The sequence below is a fragment of the Pseudomonas sp. WSY_20 genome (assembly GCF_043104335.1).
Lineage (GTDB): Bacteria > Pseudomonadota > Gammaproteobacteria > Pseudomonadales > Pseudomonadaceae > Aquipseudomonas > Aquipseudomonas parafulva_B.
The window spans coordinates 1-18,274 of the sequence record NZ_JBICKP010000063.1 but is presented as its reverse complement, the minus strand read 5'-3'; the positions used below and the strand labels follow the sequence as shown (position 1 = coordinate 18,274).

Annotated in this window: 15 protein-coding genes and 1 pseudogene; 6 read left to right on the top strand and 10 right to left on the bottom strand. The window is 63.7% G+C overall.

The window, feature by feature from the left end:
- The first annotated feature begins 327 nt into the window (after positions 1-327).
- Positions 328-2,799: a UvrD-helicase domain-containing protein gene (locus ACF8E5_RS15320; protein ID WP_332108524.1), complete on the top strand. Its 2,472-nt coding sequence runs from the start codon at positions 328-330 to the stop codon at positions 2,797-2,799.
- A 176-nt stretch (positions 2,800-2,975) separates the two neighbouring features.
- The gene (locus ACF8E5_RS15315; RefSeq protein ID WP_058605934.1) at positions 2,976-3,902 is read left to right on the top strand and encodes an alpha/beta fold hydrolase; all 927 of its coding nucleotides are present in this window, start codon (positions 2,976-2,978) and stop codon (positions 3,900-3,902) included.
- A 314-nt stretch (positions 3,903-4,216) separates the two neighbouring features.
- Here the strand turns inward: ACF8E5_RS15315 and ACF8E5_RS15310 are convergent, their stop codons facing one another.
- From ACF8E5_RS15310 to ACF8E5_RS15300, 3 genes are all read right to left on the bottom strand, one after another.
- Entirely contained in the window at positions 4,217-4,786 is a 570-nt protein-coding gene (locus tag ACF8E5_RS15310) for a hypothetical protein (protein ID WP_058605933.1), read from the bottom strand.
- 78 nt (positions 4,787-4,864) lie between these two features.
- Positions 4,865-5,251, bottom strand: coding sequence for a VOC family protein (locus ACF8E5_RS15305; RefSeq protein WP_196127293.1), 387 nt, complete (start codon positions 5,249-5,251; stop codon positions 4,865-4,867).
- Between the two features lie 148 nt (positions 5,252-5,399).
- Positions 5,400-6,020: a biliverdin-producing heme oxygenase gene (locus tag ACF8E5_RS15300; protein WP_197844901.1), complete on the bottom strand. Its 621-nt coding sequence runs from the start codon at positions 6,018-6,020 to the stop codon at positions 5,400-5,402.
- A gap of 118 nt (positions 6,021-6,138) precedes the next feature.
- On the opposite strand from ACF8E5_RS15300, the gene ACF8E5_RS15295 reads away from it, so the two are divergent.
- Positions 6,139-6,630 (top strand): GNAT family N-acetyltransferase, encoded by a 492-nt coding sequence (locus tag ACF8E5_RS15295; RefSeq protein WP_058638016.1) that lies wholly within the window; start codon positions 6,139-6,141, stop codon positions 6,628-6,630.
- A gap of 164 nt (positions 6,631-6,794) precedes the next feature.
- On the opposite strand, the gene ACF8E5_RS15290 is transcribed toward ACF8E5_RS15295, so the two are convergent.
- Positions 6,795-8,165, bottom strand: a complete 1,371-nt coding sequence (locus ACF8E5_RS15290) for an 8-oxoguanine deaminase (protein ID WP_058605930.1) — start codon at positions 8,163-8,165, stop codon at positions 6,795-6,797.
- A 192-nt stretch (positions 8,166-8,357) separates the two neighbouring features.
- Here ACF8E5_RS15290 and ACF8E5_RS15285 point away from each other — a divergent pair, with 192 nt between their 5' ends.
- Positions 8,358-9,569 carry an MFS transporter gene (locus tag ACF8E5_RS15285; protein ID WP_078478494.1) on the top strand — a complete coding sequence of 404 codons (1,212 nt, stop codon included), beginning with the start codon at positions 8,358-8,360 and terminating at the stop codon, positions 9,567-9,569.
- Here the strand turns inward: ACF8E5_RS15285 and ACF8E5_RS15280 are convergent.
- Positions 9,539-10,474 (bottom strand): LysR substrate-binding domain-containing protein, encoded by a 936-nt coding sequence (locus ACF8E5_RS15280; protein WP_392475478.1) that lies wholly within the window; start codon positions 10,472-10,474, stop codon positions 9,539-9,541. The two genes, ACF8E5_RS15285 and ACF8E5_RS15280, sit on opposite strands and share 31 nt — an antisense overlap.
- A gap of 239 nt (positions 10,475-10,713) precedes the next feature.
- On the opposite strand from ACF8E5_RS15280, the gene ACF8E5_RS15275 reads away from it, so the two are divergent.
- A complete protein-coding gene (locus ACF8E5_RS15275) occupies positions 10,714-11,265 on the top strand; it encodes a sterol desaturase family protein (RefSeq protein WP_078478496.1) in 552 nt (183 codons plus the stop codon).
- On the opposite strand, the pseudogene ACF8E5_RS15270 reads toward ACF8E5_RS15275, so the two are convergent.
- From ACF8E5_RS15270 to fni, 5 genes and pseudogenes are all read right to left on the bottom strand, one after another.
- A pseudogene (locus ACF8E5_RS15270) lies at positions 11,189-12,121 on the bottom strand (phytoene/squalene synthase family protein); the annotation flags it as partial. The gene ACF8E5_RS15275 and the pseudogene ACF8E5_RS15270 sit on opposite strands and share 77 nt — an antisense overlap.
- On the bottom strand, positions 12,118-13,608 hold the full coding sequence (locus tag ACF8E5_RS15265) for a phytoene desaturase (protein WP_392475477.1): 1,491 nt from the start codon (positions 13,606-13,608) through the stop codon (positions 12,118-12,120). The pseudogene ACF8E5_RS15270 and the gene ACF8E5_RS15265, both read right to left, overlap by 4 nt.
- A complete protein-coding gene (crtY, locus tag ACF8E5_RS15260) occupies positions 13,605-14,771 on the bottom strand; it encodes a lycopene beta-cyclase CrtY (RefSeq protein ID WP_197844904.1) in 1,167 nt (388 codons plus the stop codon). The genes ACF8E5_RS15265 and crtY overlap by 4 nt, the downstream gene beginning before the upstream one ends.
- Positions 14,756-16,033: a glycosyltransferase gene (locus ACF8E5_RS15255; RefSeq protein WP_197844905.1), complete on the bottom strand. Its 1,278-nt coding sequence runs from the start codon at positions 16,031-16,033 to the stop codon at positions 14,756-14,758. The genes crtY and ACF8E5_RS15255 overlap by 16 nt, the downstream gene beginning before the upstream one ends.
- Positions 16,030-17,076, bottom strand: a complete 1,047-nt coding sequence (gene fni / locus ACF8E5_RS15250) for a type 2 isopentenyl-diphosphate Delta-isomerase (RefSeq protein ID WP_196127299.1) — start codon at positions 17,074-17,076, stop codon at positions 16,030-16,032. The genes ACF8E5_RS15255 and fni overlap by 4 nt, the downstream gene beginning before the upstream one ends.
- A 186-nt stretch (positions 17,077-17,262) precedes the next feature.
- Between fni and ACF8E5_RS15245 the strand changes: the two genes are divergently transcribed.
- A complete protein-coding gene (locus tag ACF8E5_RS15245) occupies positions 17,263-18,240 on the top strand; it encodes a polyprenyl synthetase family protein (protein ID WP_058638003.1) in 978 nt (325 codons plus the stop codon).
- Positions 18,241-18,274 lie beyond the last annotated feature (34 nt).

The window sequence follows — 18,274 nt, the reverse complement described above, 5'->3', positions numbered from 1 at the left end:
AGCCAAAGCAAGATCAAGATCAAGATCAAGATCAAGATCAAGATCAAGATCAAGAATAATGGCAGCTACCGGGAATTAAAAGTTGCAACTTTGAAGGTATTAAATAACTTCAATGAATGGATTGAAGCTTGCGCACTGCCCCAGGCTACAATTACGCCCTCGTGGGAGCGGCCTCGTGCCGCGATGGGCCGCGCAGCGGCCCCATGGTCACCTACCCTGCACCCCCCCACCCAACCACCGCCCCAGACGTTTTCCCACGCATTCGCTGGCGCTTTTGCGCCATTGCGGCGAACATTGCCGGCTGATTTTGCTGCCAACGGAGTGACTGTGGCCAACGAGCAACCCAAGGCCCTCGCCGAACTGACCCCACCCACACGCCTCCCCTGGCTCAAACGGCTCATCGCCCAGTGCCTCGGGCGTGGTCTGACCCGCATTCAGGCGCAACACCCTCACTCCTGGTGGCTAGGCCATGCCGATGGCCAGCACCAAGGCCGGGGCGAAGGCGAACGCGCCGGGTTCGAACGTGGCCATGCGCAAGGGTACGAGGCAGGCCAGCAAGTGCTGGTCATCCGTGACCACCGCCCCGACACCCCAGCCATTCCCGGCCAGGACGATCACCTGTTCGAAGACTGGCGCCTGGCCCTGACCGCCGAGCTGAAGAAACGCTTCAAGGCCGACGTTGCCCAGCGCCTGCCCAGCCACGCGCAACCCAGCGCCGCGCAATGGAAACTGATCTTCAGCGACACACCGTCCACCTGCGTGGTGGCCGGGGCAGGGGCGGGCAAATCGACCTCCCTGGTGCTGCGAATCTTGCTGCTGCGTCACTACCTGGGCTACGAACTCGATGCGATGACGGTCGTCACCTTCACCCGTGAGTCGCGCAAGGACTTCATCAAGCGTTTGGTGCAGGTGTTCGCGCTGTGGGACGTTCACCTGCAACCGGCACAAGCGCGCGAACTGGTCCGCACCTTCCACTCCCGCATCCTGCCGCTGGTGCGCAGCTTGCCTGGGTTCGAGCAGGTGCGCGCGTTCGAGACCCTGGGCAACGAGATGCCCGCCGGGCGTGAGGCCGAGGCGGACAGCAACCCGTTCGACCTGCGCCTGAACGATGCCCAGCGCCAACAGCTCAATCATTGCTACAGCGCCCTGCTGGCGCACAGCCCCCGCTTTGCCGAGCTGATCGGCCACTTACGCAACGAAGCCTTGCAACTCAAGCCACTGGACCCGGACAACCCCGAGGTGCAGAAACGCGCCCAGGTGACGCAACTGGCCGCGCAACGCGATGAAGAGCTGTGCGATGTGATCGAGGACCTTTGGTTCGCAGCGGGGGCCTGGCCAATCCAGGGCATTGAGCCGATGCGTGACACCGTTGAGATCCGTGGGTGCCGTTTTCATGTCCACGGCCGCTTGGGTGCCACCGGGCCATGGGTGGTGTTGGGCTTCGACCCTTCCGAGAGCGCCCAGTACCAACGACCCGGTGCCAAGCTCGCCGTACGCGCAGAGTGGGCAGTCAAACGAACCCTGTTGCAGGCATTCTGCGATCAGCCGTTGATCTGGCTGGACAACTACGCCATGGCCCGGCGCCTGGCCGCTTCGCTGGCAGGTGACGCCGTGGCCGGGCCTGGGTTCGAATACAAGGTCAAGGGCGAGCTGTCGGCCGCGCCGCTGCTCGACGCATTCGTCAGCGCCGCGAGCTTTATCGAGAACCTCGGCCTGGATGTGAACACGGCTATTGCCGACATGCGCTTTGTGTCAGGCGACAGCGACGCGCTGTTCTTCGAAGCGTTGGCCCTTTACTGGAAAGCGTTCGAAGCGCATTTGCTCGACCAGGTCCCTCCGGTCATGAGCTACAACCGCATGTTCGCGCTGTTCGGGGAAAACAACCCGGAAAACCTGCAACTGTTGCCCGACCCGCTGTTGCGGCCGCTGGCCCACCTGATGATCGATGAATTCCAGGACGTCTCGCCGCAAATCGTCAGCTGGCTGCGGGCGTCCTTGCGTGAAATCCGCAGGCGCGGCCCCGGCCTGAATGTCGGTCGCAATGCTCAGCACTCATCGCTGTTGTGCGTGGGCGATGACTGGCAGTCGATCTATGGCTGGCGAGGCAGCTCGCCCAAGTACTTCACCGAATTCACCAAGGCGTTCCCAACGCCCGCCAGCACACGGGTAATGATGGTGGAGAATTATCGCTGCCAGCAGCAGGTGATCGATGCCGCCGAGCACCTGGTCAAGGGCACGTCCACCATCGCCGGCAAGAAGGCCCGGGCCGCTGGCCCTGCCGCTGAACTTGCAGGCTCTCCGGTCAAGGTCTTCGAGCGTGACGAGGCCGCCTTGGGCCAGACCCTCATCGAGCATTACCAGCGCGGCGAGTCGGTGCTGATGCTCTACCGCAAGGGCAATGACCGGGCGGCGATGAGCGAACACCTGGAACCTGTGCTTCACGCCGAGGCAGCGGTGCCCCCCGAGCAGCGGCGTCTTCGCCAACTCACCTACCACAGCGCCAAGGGCTTGCAGGCCGATGCGGTGTTCATGCTGGGCGACTGCCAGTACCTGACCAGCTCGCCCTACAAGAACCAGGTCTATCGCCAGGCGGGCCTGGGCAAGGCGGGCGACCCGCAGCCGTTCGATACCGCCCAGAAAGAGGAGGTGCAGCGCTTGGCCTATGTGGCCGTGACCCGAGCGGTGCAGCATTGCTACTGGCACGTGGAGCCGGCCAATGGCGATGCCGCCGTGGCCGCTCGCGCTTCCAGCCGTGTGGATGGCCGTCAGGACTGTTTCGAAGACTGTCGGGGTCGGTGACGGTTAAGTCACCGTCGGTAAGGGGCCAGTGGTGGCCACTGGCTTGCGCCAAGGTGACCTGTCGGCGCCCTGCGCGCTCCGGCGCAAGGGTTGCCGCAGACGACAGGCGTCGTGGAACGCGGTGGCGTGTTCGGTCTGGTGTAGCTGCATCAGGCTGCCGATCAGGAAGCATACCCATGCGATCAACCACCACACCCAAGGATCACCCGCTGGACATCAATGGCATCGAAGTGGCTGTGCGCTGCTGGGGACCGGAGGATGGCATTCCCGTACTGGCCTTGCATGGCTGGTTGGACAACGCCGCCTCGTTCGAGCGCCTGGCACCCCTGCTCGATGGCTGTTTCGTGGTAGCCCCCGACCTGGTCGGCCATGGGCGTTCCGACCATCGGCGCCATGACAGCGGCTACTACCTATGGGAACACGCCGAGGACATGCTGTCGGTCACCGAAAGTCTTGGCATGCGGCAATTCCATGTACTGGCCCACGGCATGGGCAGCGGTGTGGCTTCGCTGCTGGCGGCCATGACCAGCGCGATTGCGAGCATGACCTTCCTCGACGGCATGGGGGCACCGTTCACCGTGGCCGAGCATGACCGCGTGCAGCACCTGGCACGGGCCTATCGCCTCAAGCGCATGGTCCAGCGTACGCAGATGCAGGGCTTCAACGAGCCGGATGTGCAACGCTTCGACGATTTGGACAGCGCGCTGGCTCAGCGTCGTGAACGGCTCGACACCGACTTGTCGCAAGAGGCTGCGAGGTTACTGGCGCTGCGCGACCTGCTCCAGCTCAACGACGGTTATTGCTGGCGCCACGACCCGCGGTTGGTGCTGCCTGAGCCCATGCCGCTCACCGAGCCTGAGGCATGCGATCTGCTGAGCCAGATTCGCTGCCCGCTGTACCTGATGTTTGGCCGGCAGGGTGCTTTCACTGGCGAGGCCTTCGGCCGCCGTGAAGCGGCATTGCCGCCACAGGCGAAAGTGTCTTGGCATCCTGGCGGCCATCACTTTCACCTCGATGCGCCGGACCGTGCCTTGGTTGATCAACTGCTGCGTATCCTCGCGCGCCATGAAGGCGGTGTGTTGCAGCGCTTGGTCAACGAATAGCGCCCACACACGGTTGCGCCGTTCGTTCAAGCGCGGTGTCGGCCGGTACGGGGACACTGGGGGCTCCTGTTATTCTGGAGTTGCCCATGCGCTACCTCTACGCCCCTGTGTTTTTCTTTGGGTTCATAGGCGCTGCCCTGGCAGCGGCGATGAACACCTATCTGTTTTGGTTGCTGCCCTTGCTGGTGGGCATAGTGCTGGTGGCTGTCGGTGCGCCCCAGTCGTCCCGTCACCAGGCAGTGGTCCTCGGCCAGCCAGATCTCGCCCTGCCAACTTGGCTGCGCTGCACCGTTCATGGCCACCGTGAAGGCGTATCAGTCAAAGTAGCCTCGCAGGCTGAAATTATACCCAGTGTCCACGGTGGTGTTCGCCACACGCCCAGCACGCTTGTTCAAGACGAACTCGAAGGTCGGTTCGTACAGGCCATCACACAGGCAGGCGCCGGCCAGGACTTCGACGTCATACCAGCCGTTGTCCAGTTCGATCACAGGGCGGCCCGGCTCACGGTAGCGCGCCAGCAAGTCGCCCAGGGTCTTGGGGGTGAAGTACTGGAGGATACGCCAGGTATACAGCATCACAGCGCCATGCTCGATCTTCAGCGAATATCCACCGCGCTGGTGCTTGAGACGGCTGCTCGCCTCGCGCAATTTGGGCGTTTGCCCATCGAGCGTGAACACCACGTGGTAGGGAAGGTTGTCGACGCCGGCCACAGGCAGCACGACGCCGTCGCGTACGGCCTTGTCGCCGCTGTCATGGTGGGTGAATTCGTAGGCCAGGTCGTCAGGCAGGCCATGCTCCTGCTTGAAGCGCTCGAGCAGTTGGATGTCACCTAGCAGGAAGTAGTCGACCAGGTCGTTGAGCACTTCGTCGAACTCATGACGCATCGTGTGTCCTTGGGCAACGATCGGTAGGGCTGCGCCAGTCGGGATGTTGGACGGGCGCAGGCGGTGTGCAGGCGCCAATCAGTGTAACTGCGTAATCTGGATGAGGTTGCCGCAGGTGTCGTCGAAGATTGCAGTCATGACGTTATCGACCTCGGCGGGTTTCTGATGGAACTGGACACCGGCAGCGGATAGCCGGATGTATTCGCCTTGTATGTCTCGCACGGCAAAGGTTGCGGTGGGTATGCCGTCTTCTTTGAGCGCGGCCTTGTACGCTTTCGACGCAGGGTGCACCTCTGGCTCCAGTTGCAGTTGCACGCCGTTGGGGTCGTTGGGTGAGGTCAGGGTCAGCCAGCGGTGCTGGCCCATGGCGAGGTCTTGTTTAGGTTCGAAGCCCAGTACGTAGTGATAGAAGGCAAGCGCTTTGGCTTGGTCGTCGACAAGAATACGGGTGAGCATGATCTTCATGGGCGCACACCTATGCTGGGGTCGTTACTTATCAGTAAAGACGGCCCTTGACGTTTGGCAATGCAACCCAGCATCAAATCGCGTCTTTGATCACGCCATCGGTGCATCAGGGCCGCAAACTGGTCAATGGCCGGCGCAGCACAAGCGTTCAGCCTTTGGAAGTGTCCGCAGTGGTGTGCAGGTCAGCGGCGAATACCTCGGTGACCTTCGTCCGATAGGCTTCGAAGGCTGCAATGGCGCCGGCGATCACATCAGTTTCTTGTTGTTCATCGAGCGCCAGGCCGTCGATTGCGCACACGAACGCCTTCCAGTGCTGGGCGCGACCTTGCGGGTGGGCTGCCAGGTGCCGCGCACCCAGGCCTTCGTCCAGGCCAAGGCGCTGGGTGTGCTTGAACAAGAAGGCGGCGCCCAGGTTCGAACCCTCGCTGCAATACAGCCAGCCCAGTGCCTGGGCCGGGTCTACCTTCACCCTCGCCGGCAAGGCAGGTGGTAGTTGGCCCAGGTCGCGAATGTCCTGCTCGACCGCAGCGAGCCGCGACAGCGACGAGAGGCCCGGCAGCCACGCATTGAGGTGGGGGTCCTCGTAAAGTCCATGGAGGCTGCCGTGAAAGTGATGCTGTACCAGCAGGAAGCGCCCATAGCGCGCTCTGTCCTCAAAGGGGTGCGCGGCCATGACCAACTGATCGACACTGTCATGTTCGCGGTGGGTGGCCGCTTTGAGGCGTTTGCAACGGCTTGTCTCCAGGGGTGACACGGGTACTGCGATCATTCGGTGAGTCCGTCGCGGGCAGAAAGGCATCCATGATGCGTGGCGGTGAGCATCGCAGCAAGCATCAGGCGCGGTTATCATGGCCGCCGTATCGTTCAGACCCAAGGAAAAGCCGGTCATGTCTTCGCTTCAGTTCCGTACGCCGTCCCTTGAGGACGCCAGCCGCTGCCACGCCATCGAGATCGGTGCCTACGAGGGAGACGAAGCTGCCACGCTGGAAAAGATCCAGACGCGCATCAGTCAGTACCCACAGGGGTTTCTGTTGCTTGAAAGCGATGGAGAGATCGTTGGCTTCATCAACAGCGGCTGCGCCCATCAGGTGGTGATGTCGGACGAAGCGTTCAAGGAACTGGTGGGGCATGACCCCGATGCCCCCAACGTAGTGATCATGTCGGTGGTGGTCGACCCGGCGTATCAGGGCCAAGGTCATGCCAAGCGATTGATGGAAGCGTTCATCCTGCGAATGAAAGCCTGCGCGAAGCAGACCATCCACCTGATGTGCAAAGAACAGCACGTACCGCTGTACCGCAAGCTGGGTTATCAGTACGTCCAGCCTTCACCTTCCGAGCACGGCGGTATGGCGTGGCATGAGATGGTAATGGTGCTGTGAGCCATTGCCGGGCGGCGTCAGGTAGGGCCGCACTGCGGCCCACCGGCGGCAAGCGCGACGCTACAGGTTGAACCTGCCGGTGAGCTGGGGCTGGCTTGCTGGTGATGGGCTGTCATGCAGCCCCAGAGGCACAAGACAGCCAGCATCACGAGGCGGCGCCTCTATCAGCCTGCGACCAACTGATGGGCCAGGCGGTTGTGACGTTCGAGTACCCGTGGCAGGTCGACAGTGACCAACTGACCATCCCTGACCACCACCTTGCCGTTGATGACGCTGGTATGCACCTGGGTCGGGGTGCAGAACACCAGCGCTGCAAGCGGGTCATGATGTCCGCCGGCGTAGGCGACATGGCCCAGGTCGAAGGCGACGAAATCAGCGACCATGCCCGGTGCCAGTGCGCCGATGTCATCGCGGTTGAGCACCTTGGCGCCGCCCAGGGTCGCGATTTCCAGCGCTTCGCGGGCCGTCATCGCATCCGGGCCAAATCCCACGCGTTGCAGCAGCAGGGCCTGGCGGACCTCGCCGATCATGCTGGCACCGTCGTTGGACGCCGAACCGTCCACCCCGAGCCCGACCGGTACGCCATGATCGCGCATGGCGCGCACTGGGGCGATACCTGAAGCCAGGCGCATGTTCGAGCATGGGCAATGGGCGACCCCGGTGCCGGTGCGGGCGAACAGTTCGATGCCATGCTGGTCCAGTTGCACGCAGTGCGCGTGCCACACGTCGGGCCCGACCCACCCCAGATCCTCGGCGTACTCGGCAGGGGTCATGCCGAATTTTTCCCGGCTGTAGGCAATGTCGTTGACGTTTTCGGCCAGGTGCGTGTGCAGCGATACGCCATGCTGGCGAGCCAGAACAGCCGCTTCGCGCATCAGGTCGCGGCTGACCGAGAAGGGCGAGCAGGGCGCCACCACGATCCGGCGCATCGAGCCATGGCTGGCATCATGGTAGTCCTCGATCAGGCGCTGGGACTCCTTGAGGATATCCGCTTCCTTTTCCACTACCGAGTCCGGCGGCAGCCCGCCCTGGCTCTGGCCCACGCTCATGCTGCCGCGGGCGGCGTGAAAACGCATGCCGATTTCGGCAGCCGCATGGATGCTGTCGTCGAGCTTGCATCCGTTGGGGTAGATGTACAGATGGTCGCTCGAGGTGGTGCAACCGGAAAGGATCAGCTCGGCCATGGCCGTCTGGGTCGAGACCGCAATCATCTCGGGGGTGAGCCGTGCCCAGATCGGGTACAGCTGGGTGAGCCAGTTGAACAGCTCGCCGTCCTGGGCGGCTGGCACCACCCGCGTCAGGCTCTGGTACATGTGATGGTGGGTGTTGACCAGCCCGGGGATGACCACCTTGCCGGACATGTCCAGCACCTCGTCCGCCTGTTGGGGCAGGGTATCGCTGGGGCCGACTTGCTTGATCAGGTTGTCTTCGATGTACAGGCCACCGCCGCGGATTTCGCGGCGCTCGCCATCCATGGTGACGAGCAGTTGGGCATGCTTGATCAGGAGCGTTCTTGGTGCGTGTGAAGATGACATGGTCGATGCCTGTTGCAATACGCGCCGGCGATGGCCAGCGTCGTAGGCGACGCGGCAATGTAATCAGGAAATGATCAAGTTGTATACATTGACCGTATTTGTGAATGTGCGTCACCTCATATGTGAAAATCGGCCAGAAATAAGACTCCTGCGATCGAATAAACTGGCAGCCAATGTCTTGAGAGTTCTTCCATGTCTGCCGCATCCACCACCGCTTCACCCGTTGACGAAGCTCCACGGGCAGCCATCAGCATTGCCATCCTCGCGTTCTCCGCTTTCCTGATTGTCACCACCGAGTTTCTCATTGTGGGCCTGTTGCCTGCCCTGAGCCGCGACCTGGGGGTGTCCATCTCCATGGCTGGACAACTGGTCACGCTGTTCGCATTCACAGTCATGCTGGCAGGGCCGTTCCTCACGGCCATGCTGGCGCATCTGGAACGTAAACGGCTGTTCATCACCATCTTGCTGGTTTTTGCCGCGGCCAATGCCCTGGCGGCCGTGGCCGATAACTTCTGGGTACTGGCCATTGCACGTGTCATACCGGCATTGGCGTTGCCGGTGTTCTGGGGTACTGCCAGCGAGACGGCCGGGCACCTCGCCGGGCCCGAGCATGCAGGGCGTGCGGTATCGAAGGTTTACCTGGGCATCTCTGCCGCCATGCTGCTGGGCATCCCGCTGGGCACGTTGGCCGCTGACGCGTTGGGCTGGCGTGGCGCCTTCGGGGCGCTGGCGGTGCTTTCCCTGATGATGGCCGTGGCGATGGGCGTCTGGATGCCCCACGTAGCCCGCACCGCCAGGGTGGATTTCGCCCGTCAGGCGCGGATTTTCACCGAACGCTTCTTCGTAGCGAACGTGCTGCTGTCGATTCTGGTGTTCACCGCCATGTTCACCGGCTACACCTACCTGGCCGACCTGCTCGAGCGTGTGGCGGGTGTGGCCCCGGCTCACACCGGTTGGTGGCTGATGGGCTTCGGCGCCGTTGGCCTGCTGGGCAACTGGATCGGGGGGCGCGCCGTCGACCACTCCGTTCTCAAGGCCACCGCGGGCTTTCTGGTGCTGCTGGCGATCGGCATGGCAGCGCTGGTGCCCTTGGCCCATGCAGGCCTGGTGTTCTGCCTGGCGCTGGCGTTGTGGGGTATCGCCAACACCGCGCTTTACCCGGTCTGCCAAGTGCGCGTAATGGCGTCGGTGACCCACGCCAAGGCGCTGGCCGGTACCGCCAACGTATCGGCTGCCAACGCCGGCATCGGCCTGGGTGCGGTGCTTGGTGGCATGACCATCGACGGGCTGGGGGTTGCTTATCTGGGCTATGTGGCCGCCGCAGTCGCCGTGCTGGCGCTGCTGGCAGTGCCCGTAGTGGGCAGGCTGGCGCCTCAGACGGGTTCGGCGGTACGTGTGCCGTGAGGGGCGAGCCTGGGCAACAGGTAATCGAGCAGTGCACGCACTTTGGGTAGGTGCTCGCGACGCTTGAGCCAGACCAGGTTCATTGGCAACCCGTCGGTTGCCAGCTCCGGTAGCACCTCGACCATCCGTCCATTATCGAGGTGCTGCTGGGTCAACCAGGTGGGTAGCTGACCTATGCCATGGCCGGCCAGCACCGCCGCGACCTCACCTTCGCCATCGCCCACGGCGATGCGCGGCTGTACCGTGCGACGCTCCATCTCCCCAGGCTGGCGTCCCTTGAAGAACCACGGGCTGACCAGGCCGTCGGTATGCCCATAGCCCACGCCGTGGTGATGCTCCAGGTCCTCCTCGCTTTGCGGAGTACCGTAAATGTCGAGGTAGTCGGGGGCTGCGCAGAACATCAGGCGCTGGGCGCCAAAGTACTGATGGCCCAGGGCAGCGGGCCAGGTATCGGGGCCGCCGATGCGCACCACGATGTCGATGCCTTCCTGCACCGGGTCGACGAAACGGTCGGAAAACGAGACGTGCGGCTGCAGCAGCGGATGCTGCCGGGTAAACGCCAGGATCAGCGGCAGCACATGCAAGCGCCCATAGGAGGCGGGCAAGTCGATGCGTACCCGTCCGTGAGGTTCATTACCCGTAGTGGCGAGGGTGTGTTCGACTTCTTCCAGATCGGCCAGCACCGAGGTGCAGGTGCGGTAGAAAACCACGCCTGCCTCGCTCAGCGACAACCGGCGGGTGGTGCGCTCGAACAGGCGAACGCCCATGCGCGCCTCGAGGCGCGCGATACTCTTGCTGACCGCCGAGCTGGTAAGGCTCAGTCGCCCGGCCGCTGCCGTGAAGCTGCCGAGGTCGGCGACCGCGACGAAGACGTCGATCCCTTTGAGTCGTTCTGAGGAGTGCATGACCGGCCTTTACATGGGTTCGTGGGGCAGACCCCGGCAGCATAAGGGATCCTGTGATGGCGTTTTAGGGTAATAGCGTCGGGAGAAAGGCCTGTGTAGCGCGTCGGCAATGGAACACCAGCCCATCTTGCACACTCATAGGCTTTGCGCCAGCGCCTTGGGTAGATCATGCTGTACCGACCCGGCCCTGATGCACCAAAGGACTGCCCCATGTTCCCTTTTGCCTGGATAGCCTGCGCATGACCCTGACGTTGCTCACCTTTTTCGGCACCCTGGCCGCCATGGAAGGCGTGGCCTGGTTTGCTCACAAGTACATCATGCATGGCTTCGGCTGGGGCTGGCACCGCTCGCACCACGAGCCGCGTACCGGGATCTTCGAGAAGAACGACCTGTACGCCGCGGTGTTCGCCGTGCTGGCGATCGTGCTCATCGCCCTGGGCAATGCCGGTTGGTACCCGTTGCAATGGGTAGGCGCAGGCATGACGGCCTATGGGGTTCTGTATTTCGTCGCCCACGACGGCCTGGTGCACCGGCGCTGGCCTTTCAAAGTGGTGCCGCGCAAGGGTTACTTCAAGCGCCTGTACCAGGCACATCGGCTTCATCATGCCGTACAGGGACGCGAAGGCTGTGTGTCGTTCGGTTTTCTGTATGTCCCCACTATCGAGCGGCTGCGCCAGCAACTTCGGGCACTGCATGGCGGGCCGCTGCGGGCGAAGGGCGCTGCCACAGGCGAGCCGGGCGTTGGGGGTAGCGACGCAGCCGACAGCTCAGCGCCTGCCAAAACCCCGTGACCAAGGCACCGACCTTTTCGCGTTTTGACGTAGACAGCCGCCCGTCCCAGGCGTCGACCCCGGCGCTGTCGACCTTCAGGCCGATGCGCCGGTATACCTGACCAGCCGTGGCCACTGCCCACGCCGAGCGCAGCGGCAAGGCCGGCAGCCCCGCCTGGGCGCTGGCGTAGTAGGGCTCGGCCTGGGCGACCAGGCGCCTGGCCAGGGTGGCGACGGCTGCGCGGTGACGCACATCGGCCAGGTCGTCTGCACTGAGGTCGAATTCCGACAGCCAAGCCTGGGGCAAGTAACAGCGCCCGACCTTGGCATCATCGACGATGTCTCGGGCGATGTTGGTCAGCTGCATGGCCAGGCCCAGGTCGCAGGCCCGGTCAAGCACGCGCGCCTCCTGAACGCCCATGACCCTGGCCATCATCAGGCCCACCACACCTGCCACGTGATAGCAGTAGACCATGACCTCTTCCAGGGTCTGGTAGCGGCAGGCGGACACGTCCTGGGCGAAGCCTTCGAGCAGGTCGAAGGCTTCGGCGCGGGGGATGCCGTGGCGCCTGGCCACTTCGCGCAGTGCGGCGAAGGCCGGTTGATCCACGGGCAAGTCCGCGCAGGCGGCTTCGGTCTGGCGCTGCAGATCCAACAGGCGCACTTGCGCTTCTTCCTGGCTGATGACCACCGCATCATGCCCGGCTTGCTGCCCATCGATCACGTCATCGCAATGGCGGCACCAGGCATACAACAGTACGGCGCTGCGCCGAGTGTGCGCATCGAAGAGCCGGGCTGCTGCGGCAAAGCTCTTCGAACCCACGGCAATGCTGTGTTCGGCATGGGCAAGCAACTGGTCGTGGGACGGTGCGGTCATGCGCTCAGGTCCTCGAGCATCAGCCCTGCCGTGGCCTTGGCCGAGGCGATCACGCCAGGTACACCGGCCCCCGGGTGCGTGCCTGCGCCCACCAGGTACAGGTTGCTCACTTGGCTGTCACGGTTGTGCGGGCGGAACCAGGCGCTCTGGGTCAGGATCGGTTCCAGGGAAAACGCCGAACCCAGGTGCGCATTGAGTTCCTCACGGAAGTCCAGCGGCGTGAAGGTGCGGCAGGTGACCAGGTCCTCGCGCAGGCCAGGAATGTAGTGACGTTCCAGGTAGTCGAGAATCTTGTCCCGGAACCGTGGCCCTTCCACTTCCCAATCGATGGCCGCGTTGCCCATGTGCGGTACGGGCGCCAGCACGTAGTGGCTCGAGCATCCTTCCGGAGCGAGGCTCGGGTCGGTGGCGCAAGGGGTGTGCAGGTAGAGTGAAAAGTCTTCGGCAAGCTCATGACCGTTGAAGATTTCGTCGATCAGCTCCCGGTAGCGCGGGCCAAAGCAGACCGTGTGATGGCGCAGTTGCGGCTGGGTGCGCTTGAGGCCGAAGTGCACCACGAACAGCGAGTTGCTAAAGCGCTTGCCCTTGAGCCGCTTGCCTTCCTGTTCACCCCGTGGATGCTCGCCCAGCAGGTCGGAGTAGGTGTGCACCACATCGGCATTGGAAGCGACTGCGTCTGCCAGCCAGCGCCGCCCGTCCTGGGTGCGCACGCCGGTCACGCGGCTGCCTTGGGTTTCGAACGCGGCGACCTTGGCATTGAGCTCCAGGGTGCCGCCCAGGTCGGTGAACAACTTGGCCATGCCCTGCACCAGGGCGCCGGTGCCGCCTTTAGGGAACCACACACCCCAGGTGCGCTCCAGCGCATGGATCAAGGTGTAGATCGAGGAGGTGGCGAACGGGTTGCCCCCGACCAGCAAGGCGTGGAACGAAAACGCCTGGCGCAGCTGGTCATCCTGGATGAACCGCGCCACCATGCTATAGACGCTGCGCCAGGCCTGCAGGCGAGCCAACTGCGGCCCGGCATGCAGCATGTCGCGAAAAGACAGGAACGGCACCGCGCCGAGCTTGATGTAACCTTCTTGCAGCACGGCTTTGGAATAGGCCAGGAACTGTCGATAACCTTCCACGTCCTTGGGCTCGAAGGCCTCGATCTGGCGTTCCAGGTCGGCCTGGTCATTGCCATAGTCGAAGGCCCGCCCATCCTCCCAGCACAGGCGGTAGAAGGGCGTTACCGGCAGCAACTCCACGTAATCCTGCATAGGCCGGCCGGCGAGGGTGAACAGGGCTTCGATGGCGCTTGGGTCGGTGATCACCGTGGGGCCTGCATCGAAGGTAAAGCCTTGGTCGTTGTAGACGTAGGCGCGGCCACCGGGTTTGTCGCGTGCCTCGAGCAAGGTGGTGGGGATACCCGAGGCCTGCAGGCGAATGGCCAGGGCCAGGCCGCCAAGGCCTGCCCCAATGACCAGGGCGGATCGTTCGTTGCTCATGGATAGTCCTTGAAATGGGCAGGAGAGTGTCGCAAGGCAGCCTTCATGGCCTCGTCTACGGGCACAGGTGGCTTGCCGCACAGGATCCGCATACGATCACGCAGCGTACTCTGGCCTGCGTAGAAACGGGCGATCAGCCCATCAGGCAATCGATAAAAGCGCTGCATCACCTGCCATCGACGGTTCGGCCGGCCGGCCAGAAACAGCATTCGGTTGAGCAGGCGGTAGAACCCTTGTTCACGCCAGCGTCGGTGAAGGTAGGCGCCCAACGCGGGCTTGAGTGACGCCGTATCATCCAGCGCTTGCGTCGCCAACCAGTCGGCTAGGCGCACGGCATCGGGCAGTGAATAGCCCGTGGTGCAGTGGAACAATCCGGCTCGTAGGCCAACGGCGAGCGCCCCTTGCTGCTCGTTCCACCAAGCAGGAAAGTCGTCGGCCAGGGTGATCGGCAATACGCCCTGTTCTTCACGCAGGCACTCGGCGACGTGCCAGCCGCGCTGCTGCAGGTAGCGTTCGATGTGCTGGCGCAGCTGCTCTGCGGCGGGCGCCTGGCTGTCGACGTAATGGGTGTCCTCCACCAGCAGGGTGTCGGCCGTGAAGGGCAGTACATAGACGAAGCGATAGCCTTCGCCCTGGGGTACCCGCGCATCCATCAGAATCGGTGCCTCCAAGCCATGGGGGGCCGTCAGGCGCACGATCTGCCCAAGGAATGCTTGCTGGCCGAGCACCCGGTGAGGGCTGTGCTGCATGCCCCGGCCATCGATCACTACCGCGGCGTGCAAGGTTTCGCCGCTAGCGAGTGTGACGTGGCTGGCACCCACTTCAGCGACAGCGCAGCCCGTGCGCAAGCTCGGGCCAAGGGCAGGGGTGATCACCCGGGCGAAACGCTCGCTGGTGATGCTCGCATAACCGCCTTCCATACGCCTGGAAAAAGCCGGGAAGTGCACGTGGTACGCAGGCCAGCGCTGCTCGACCAGCGGGGCCAGCCAGCGTTGTTGCTCGAGAGTGAGGTCGGCGTCATGAAAGGACCAGGTGTGGTTCCCGCCCAGGGCCAGCCCTTGTTCCAGGCACAGCACGCGCAATTGCGGGCGCAATTGCTGGAGTCGCCAGGCGATCAGGCCGTTGGCCAACCCACCACCTACCAGGATCAGGTCATAGGGCACGGTGTGTTCTCCGAAATGCTGGGTTGGCCACTGTGCAGCGCGGCTTCGATGAGGCTGGCAGCGCGCTGTACGCCACCGCAGGCGGCAAGCTCGGCTTCCAGCGCGGCATCACGTGGTGCAGCTTCATCAAGCAGCTGACGCAACGTCTGGCCAATGGCAGCTACGCTGGCTCGTTTGGAGAGTACCCGCCCCAAGCGGTGATGGCGCACCCGCGCAGCCACGCCAGGCTGATCGAATGCAATCGGCATGACCAGCAACGGTGTGCCGGCGCACACGGTATCGAGCACCGTGTTCAAGCCGCCATGGCTGATCACCACATTGGCTCGCCGCACCGCCCAGTGCTGAGGGGCGAAGTCGGTCACGACGGTGGCGCCAATCTGGCGCAGCCTGGCCTGCTGATGGCCATCCAACCCACCGCAGTGCGCCACCAGCAACTGGGCATCCAGGCGTCGGCAAGCCTTGGCAATACGTGCGAACAGATCGAACCGGTGGCCCTGGAGCGTCCCCAGGCTTGCGAATACCAAGGGCTTGCCGGGGTCGAAAGACCAGTTGGGGCTCGCCTGAGAGGGCGTGCTGCGTAACGGGCCGACGGCGTGAAAGTGTTTGGGCAGACCCACTCTGGGGAAATCCAGGTACAGGGGTGTCTGGCTCAACTGGATCAGTGGCGAGAGAAATTCATGGGCGCCGCTGCGCGGTTGCAGCCCGTGGCGATGACAGGCCTGCAGCAAGGTGTCGTGCAGCGGGCGCATGAGCCAGTCATGGACCTGAACACTGCCTTCGTAGAGGCGCGCATCCAAGCCCAGCCCGAACGGCATCACGGGCAATGGCAAGCCTGGCTCGCGATTGATTGGCAATGCACAGGCCACTGAAAAGAACGGCAGTTTGCAAGCCTCGGCCACCAAGCCGCCTGCGGGCTCCATCTGATCGCAAATCATCGCATCGACCCGATGTTCACTGAGCGCCTGCGGCAGGTTGCTGATCAGCATTGCCGTGGTGTGCGCCAGCTGTTTGATCAAGCGACGCAGGCGCAGCGGCCCGGCGGGGTCAGCCACGCGGCGCATGGCAAGGTCAAGGCTGCCCGGCGGGCACTCGGCATGGCCGATGGCGACGAAGCCCACTCGCCTGTCGCTCAGCCAGCGTTCGGCTTCAGGCTGGTGAAAGAAACTGACCCGATGGCCGCGTTCGATCAATTCGCCGCCCAAGGCTTGCATCGCTGCAAAATGGCTGGGGTAGGGCGGGGCAATCAGGGCGAAGTGGCTCATTTGATGTCTAACTGGGCGTTGACCAGTCGGGCCCGGCGCAACTGCGCCAGCGTGGCCGAGCCTGTGCAAAAGCAGGCGATACGCAGTTGCCGGATGATCACGTCGAAATGCGAGACCACCGCTTCGGTGGATGCCATTGCAGAGGTCAGCACCCCGGCAGCCTGGCCCACCAGGTCCGCCCCCAGGCGGATGGCCTTGGCCGTGTCCACGCCATCGCGGACCCCGCCTGAGGCGATCAGGCCAACCGTCGGCACGGCGCGGCGCACGGCAAGCAGGCTATGGGCGGTCGGGATGCCCCAGCCGCTGAAGGCCATTGCCACCGCACGCTCGGCAGGGTCATTGGCACGCTCGGCCTCCACCGCGGCCCAGCTTGTGCCGCCGGCGCCGGCCACATCGATCATGGACACGCCAGCGTCGTACAATTGCCGCGCAACGCCCGGCGAAATACCGGCGCCTACTTCCTTGACGATGATGGGCGCCTGAAGCTGCCCGGCAACCTGCTCGATGCAGGCGAGCACCCCGTTCCAGTTGCGGTCGCCCTCGGGCTGAACGGCTTCCTGCAGGGGGTTGAGGTGAATGATCAGGGCGCTGGCATCGAGTGTATCGACCGCGCGGCGGGCAAGGTCCAGGCCATCGGCCTCGCGTAACTGGGCCGCGCCCAGGTTTGCCAAAAGCGGGACATCGGGTGCAAGCCTTCTCAGCTCTGTGGTCAGTCCCTGGTCCTGGCCGCTGCGCAAGCTGACTCGCTGCGAACCCACACCCATGGCCAGGCCCAAAGCCTGCGCAGCTTCGGCCAGGTGCTGGTTGATGAACCGTGCGCGATCAGCCCCGCCAGTCATCGAACTGATCAACAGCGGTGCGCGCAGTGCCATGCCGAACAACTCGGTACCCAGGTCGACGTCTTCCAGGGCCATTTCAGGCAGTGCACAATGTTCGAAACGCAGCGCTGACCACCCAGCGTCGACCCCGTGCGAGGTACTGCCGGTGGCCAGGACGATATCCAGGTGATCATCCTTGCGTTGACTCAACGGGCTTTTGTTCATGCCGGCTCCACTGCCAGGGAATCATCCTGAGGTACGTGCGGTCTGTGTGCTTAAGACAGACAAGTTGTACAACACTACCCGTTTTGTATAGCTAAGCTCATAAAAAGCACAGCATCAGGCAACGGCGCCTATCAGTCGTTCCTTTTTCATCTACGGTCAATGGGCCGCCCACATCGAGAGGCAAGGATGACGACCATCGCCCCCCCGCACAGCGCTGGCGCTGATCACGATCAGTCACTGGCCGTCGCACATGCGGCCGTAGAGGCCCGGCTGGCAGCCTTGCTGCCATCGGCAGGTCACGAGCGCGACCTCGTGGTTGCGGCCATGCGCGACTGTACCCTGGCGCCAGGCAAGCGCTTGCGGCCCCTGTTGTTACTTTTTACGGCACAGGGTCTGGGCGCATGCCCACACGCAGCGCTCGACCTCGGCTGTGCCGTCGAGATGGTACATGCAGCTTCCCTTGTGCTGGACGATCTGCCGTGCATGGACAACGCCGCCTTGCGCCGCGGCCGCCCTACCTTGCACCTGGCTTTTGGCGAAGACGTGGCTGTGTTGACGGCCATCGCCTTGCTCTCCCGTGCGTTCGGGGTTGTGGCGGGGTTGCAGACGGTCGGGCCGGATGTGCGCAGCGACCTAGTGGTGACCCTCACCTCGGCCATCGGTGCCGATGGGCTGGTCAAGGGGCAGTTGCAGGATCTGCGTGACGGTGCACGGCCGCGGACGGCGGCTGAAATTGCCGAGACCAATCAACTCAAGACCGGGGCCTTGTTCTCGGCCCTGCTAGGCATGGCCGGCCGGCTGGCGGGGGCTGGCGCCAGCCAGCAGGGCACCCTGCTGCAATTGGCGGGGGAGTTGGGGCAGGCGTTTCAGTTGCACGACGACTTGCACGACCGTGACCCGGAAAGTGGCAAGAGCATGGGGTTGGACCAAGGCAAGTCGACCCTGCTGGCGATGTGTGGCGAGATGCAGGTGCGCCAGCGGTTGGAAGCCCATTTGCAGAGCGTCGAACAGTGCCTGAACAGCCTGGGCCTTGGGACCTCGCCGATCGGTGGGGTATTGCGCAAGGTGTTCGCATCGAAGGGTGTGCAGGCTGCCGGTAGCACCGTATGGCGTCAAGGGCTGGGTGGGCTTGCCGTGGGTGGGGCGGTCATGCATCACGTCTAAGGCGCAGGGCGTTGCGCCAAGGTCTACGCAGTCC

What these genes read in the sequence shown, in the direction of transcription:
- fni (WP_196127299.1), bottom strand. Translation starts at nt 17,076, where the DNA reads ATGAACAAAAGCCCGTTGAGTCAACGCAAGGATGATCACCTGGATATC.
- ACF8E5_RS15285 (WP_078478494.1), top strand. Translation starts at nt 8,358, where the DNA reads ATGTCTGCCGCATCCACCACCGCTTCACCCGTTGACGAAGCTCCACGG.
- ACF8E5_RS15265 (WP_392475477.1), bottom strand. Translation starts at nt 13,608, where the DNA reads ATGAGCAACGAACGATCCGCCCTGGTCATTGGGGCAGGCCTTGGCGGC.
- ACF8E5_RS15280 (WP_392475478.1), bottom strand. Translation starts at nt 10,474, where the DNA reads ATGCACTCCTCAGAACGACTCAAAGGGATCGACGTCTTCGTCGCGGTC.
- ACF8E5_RS15305 (WP_196127293.1), bottom strand. Translation starts at nt 5,251, where the DNA reads ATGAAGATCATGCTCACCCGTATTCTTGTCGACGACCAAGCCAAAGCG.
- ACF8E5_RS15295 (WP_058638016.1), top strand. Translation starts at nt 6,139, where the DNA reads ATGTCTTCGCTTCAGTTCCGTACGCCGTCCCTTGAGGACGCCAGCCGC.
- ACF8E5_RS15300 (WP_197844901.1), bottom strand. Translation starts at nt 6,020, where the DNA reads ATGATCGCAGTACCCGTGTCACCCCTGGAGACAAGCCGTTGCAAACGC.
- ACF8E5_RS15245 (WP_058638003.1), top strand. Translation starts at nt 17,263, where the DNA reads ATGACGACCATCGCCCCCCCGCACAGCGCTGGCGCTGATCACGATCAG.
- ACF8E5_RS15255 (WP_197844905.1), bottom strand. Translation starts at nt 16,033, where the DNA reads ATGAGCCACTTCGCCCTGATTGCCCCGCCCTACCCCAGCCATTTTGCA.
- ACF8E5_RS15275 (WP_078478496.1), top strand. Translation starts at nt 10,714, where the DNA reads ATGACCCTGACGTTGCTCACCTTTTTCGGCACCCTGGCCGCCATGGAA.
- ACF8E5_RS15310 (WP_058605933.1), bottom strand. Translation starts at nt 4,786, where the DNA reads ATGCGTCATGAGTTCGACGAAGTGCTCAACGACCTGGTCGACTACTTC.
- ACF8E5_RS15290 (WP_058605930.1), bottom strand. Translation starts at nt 8,165, where the DNA reads ATGTCATCTTCACACGCACCAAGAACGCTCCTGATCAAGCATGCCCAA.
- ACF8E5_RS15315 (WP_058605934.1), top strand. Translation starts at nt 2,976, where the DNA reads ATGCGATCAACCACCACACCCAAGGATCACCCGCTGGACATCAATGGC.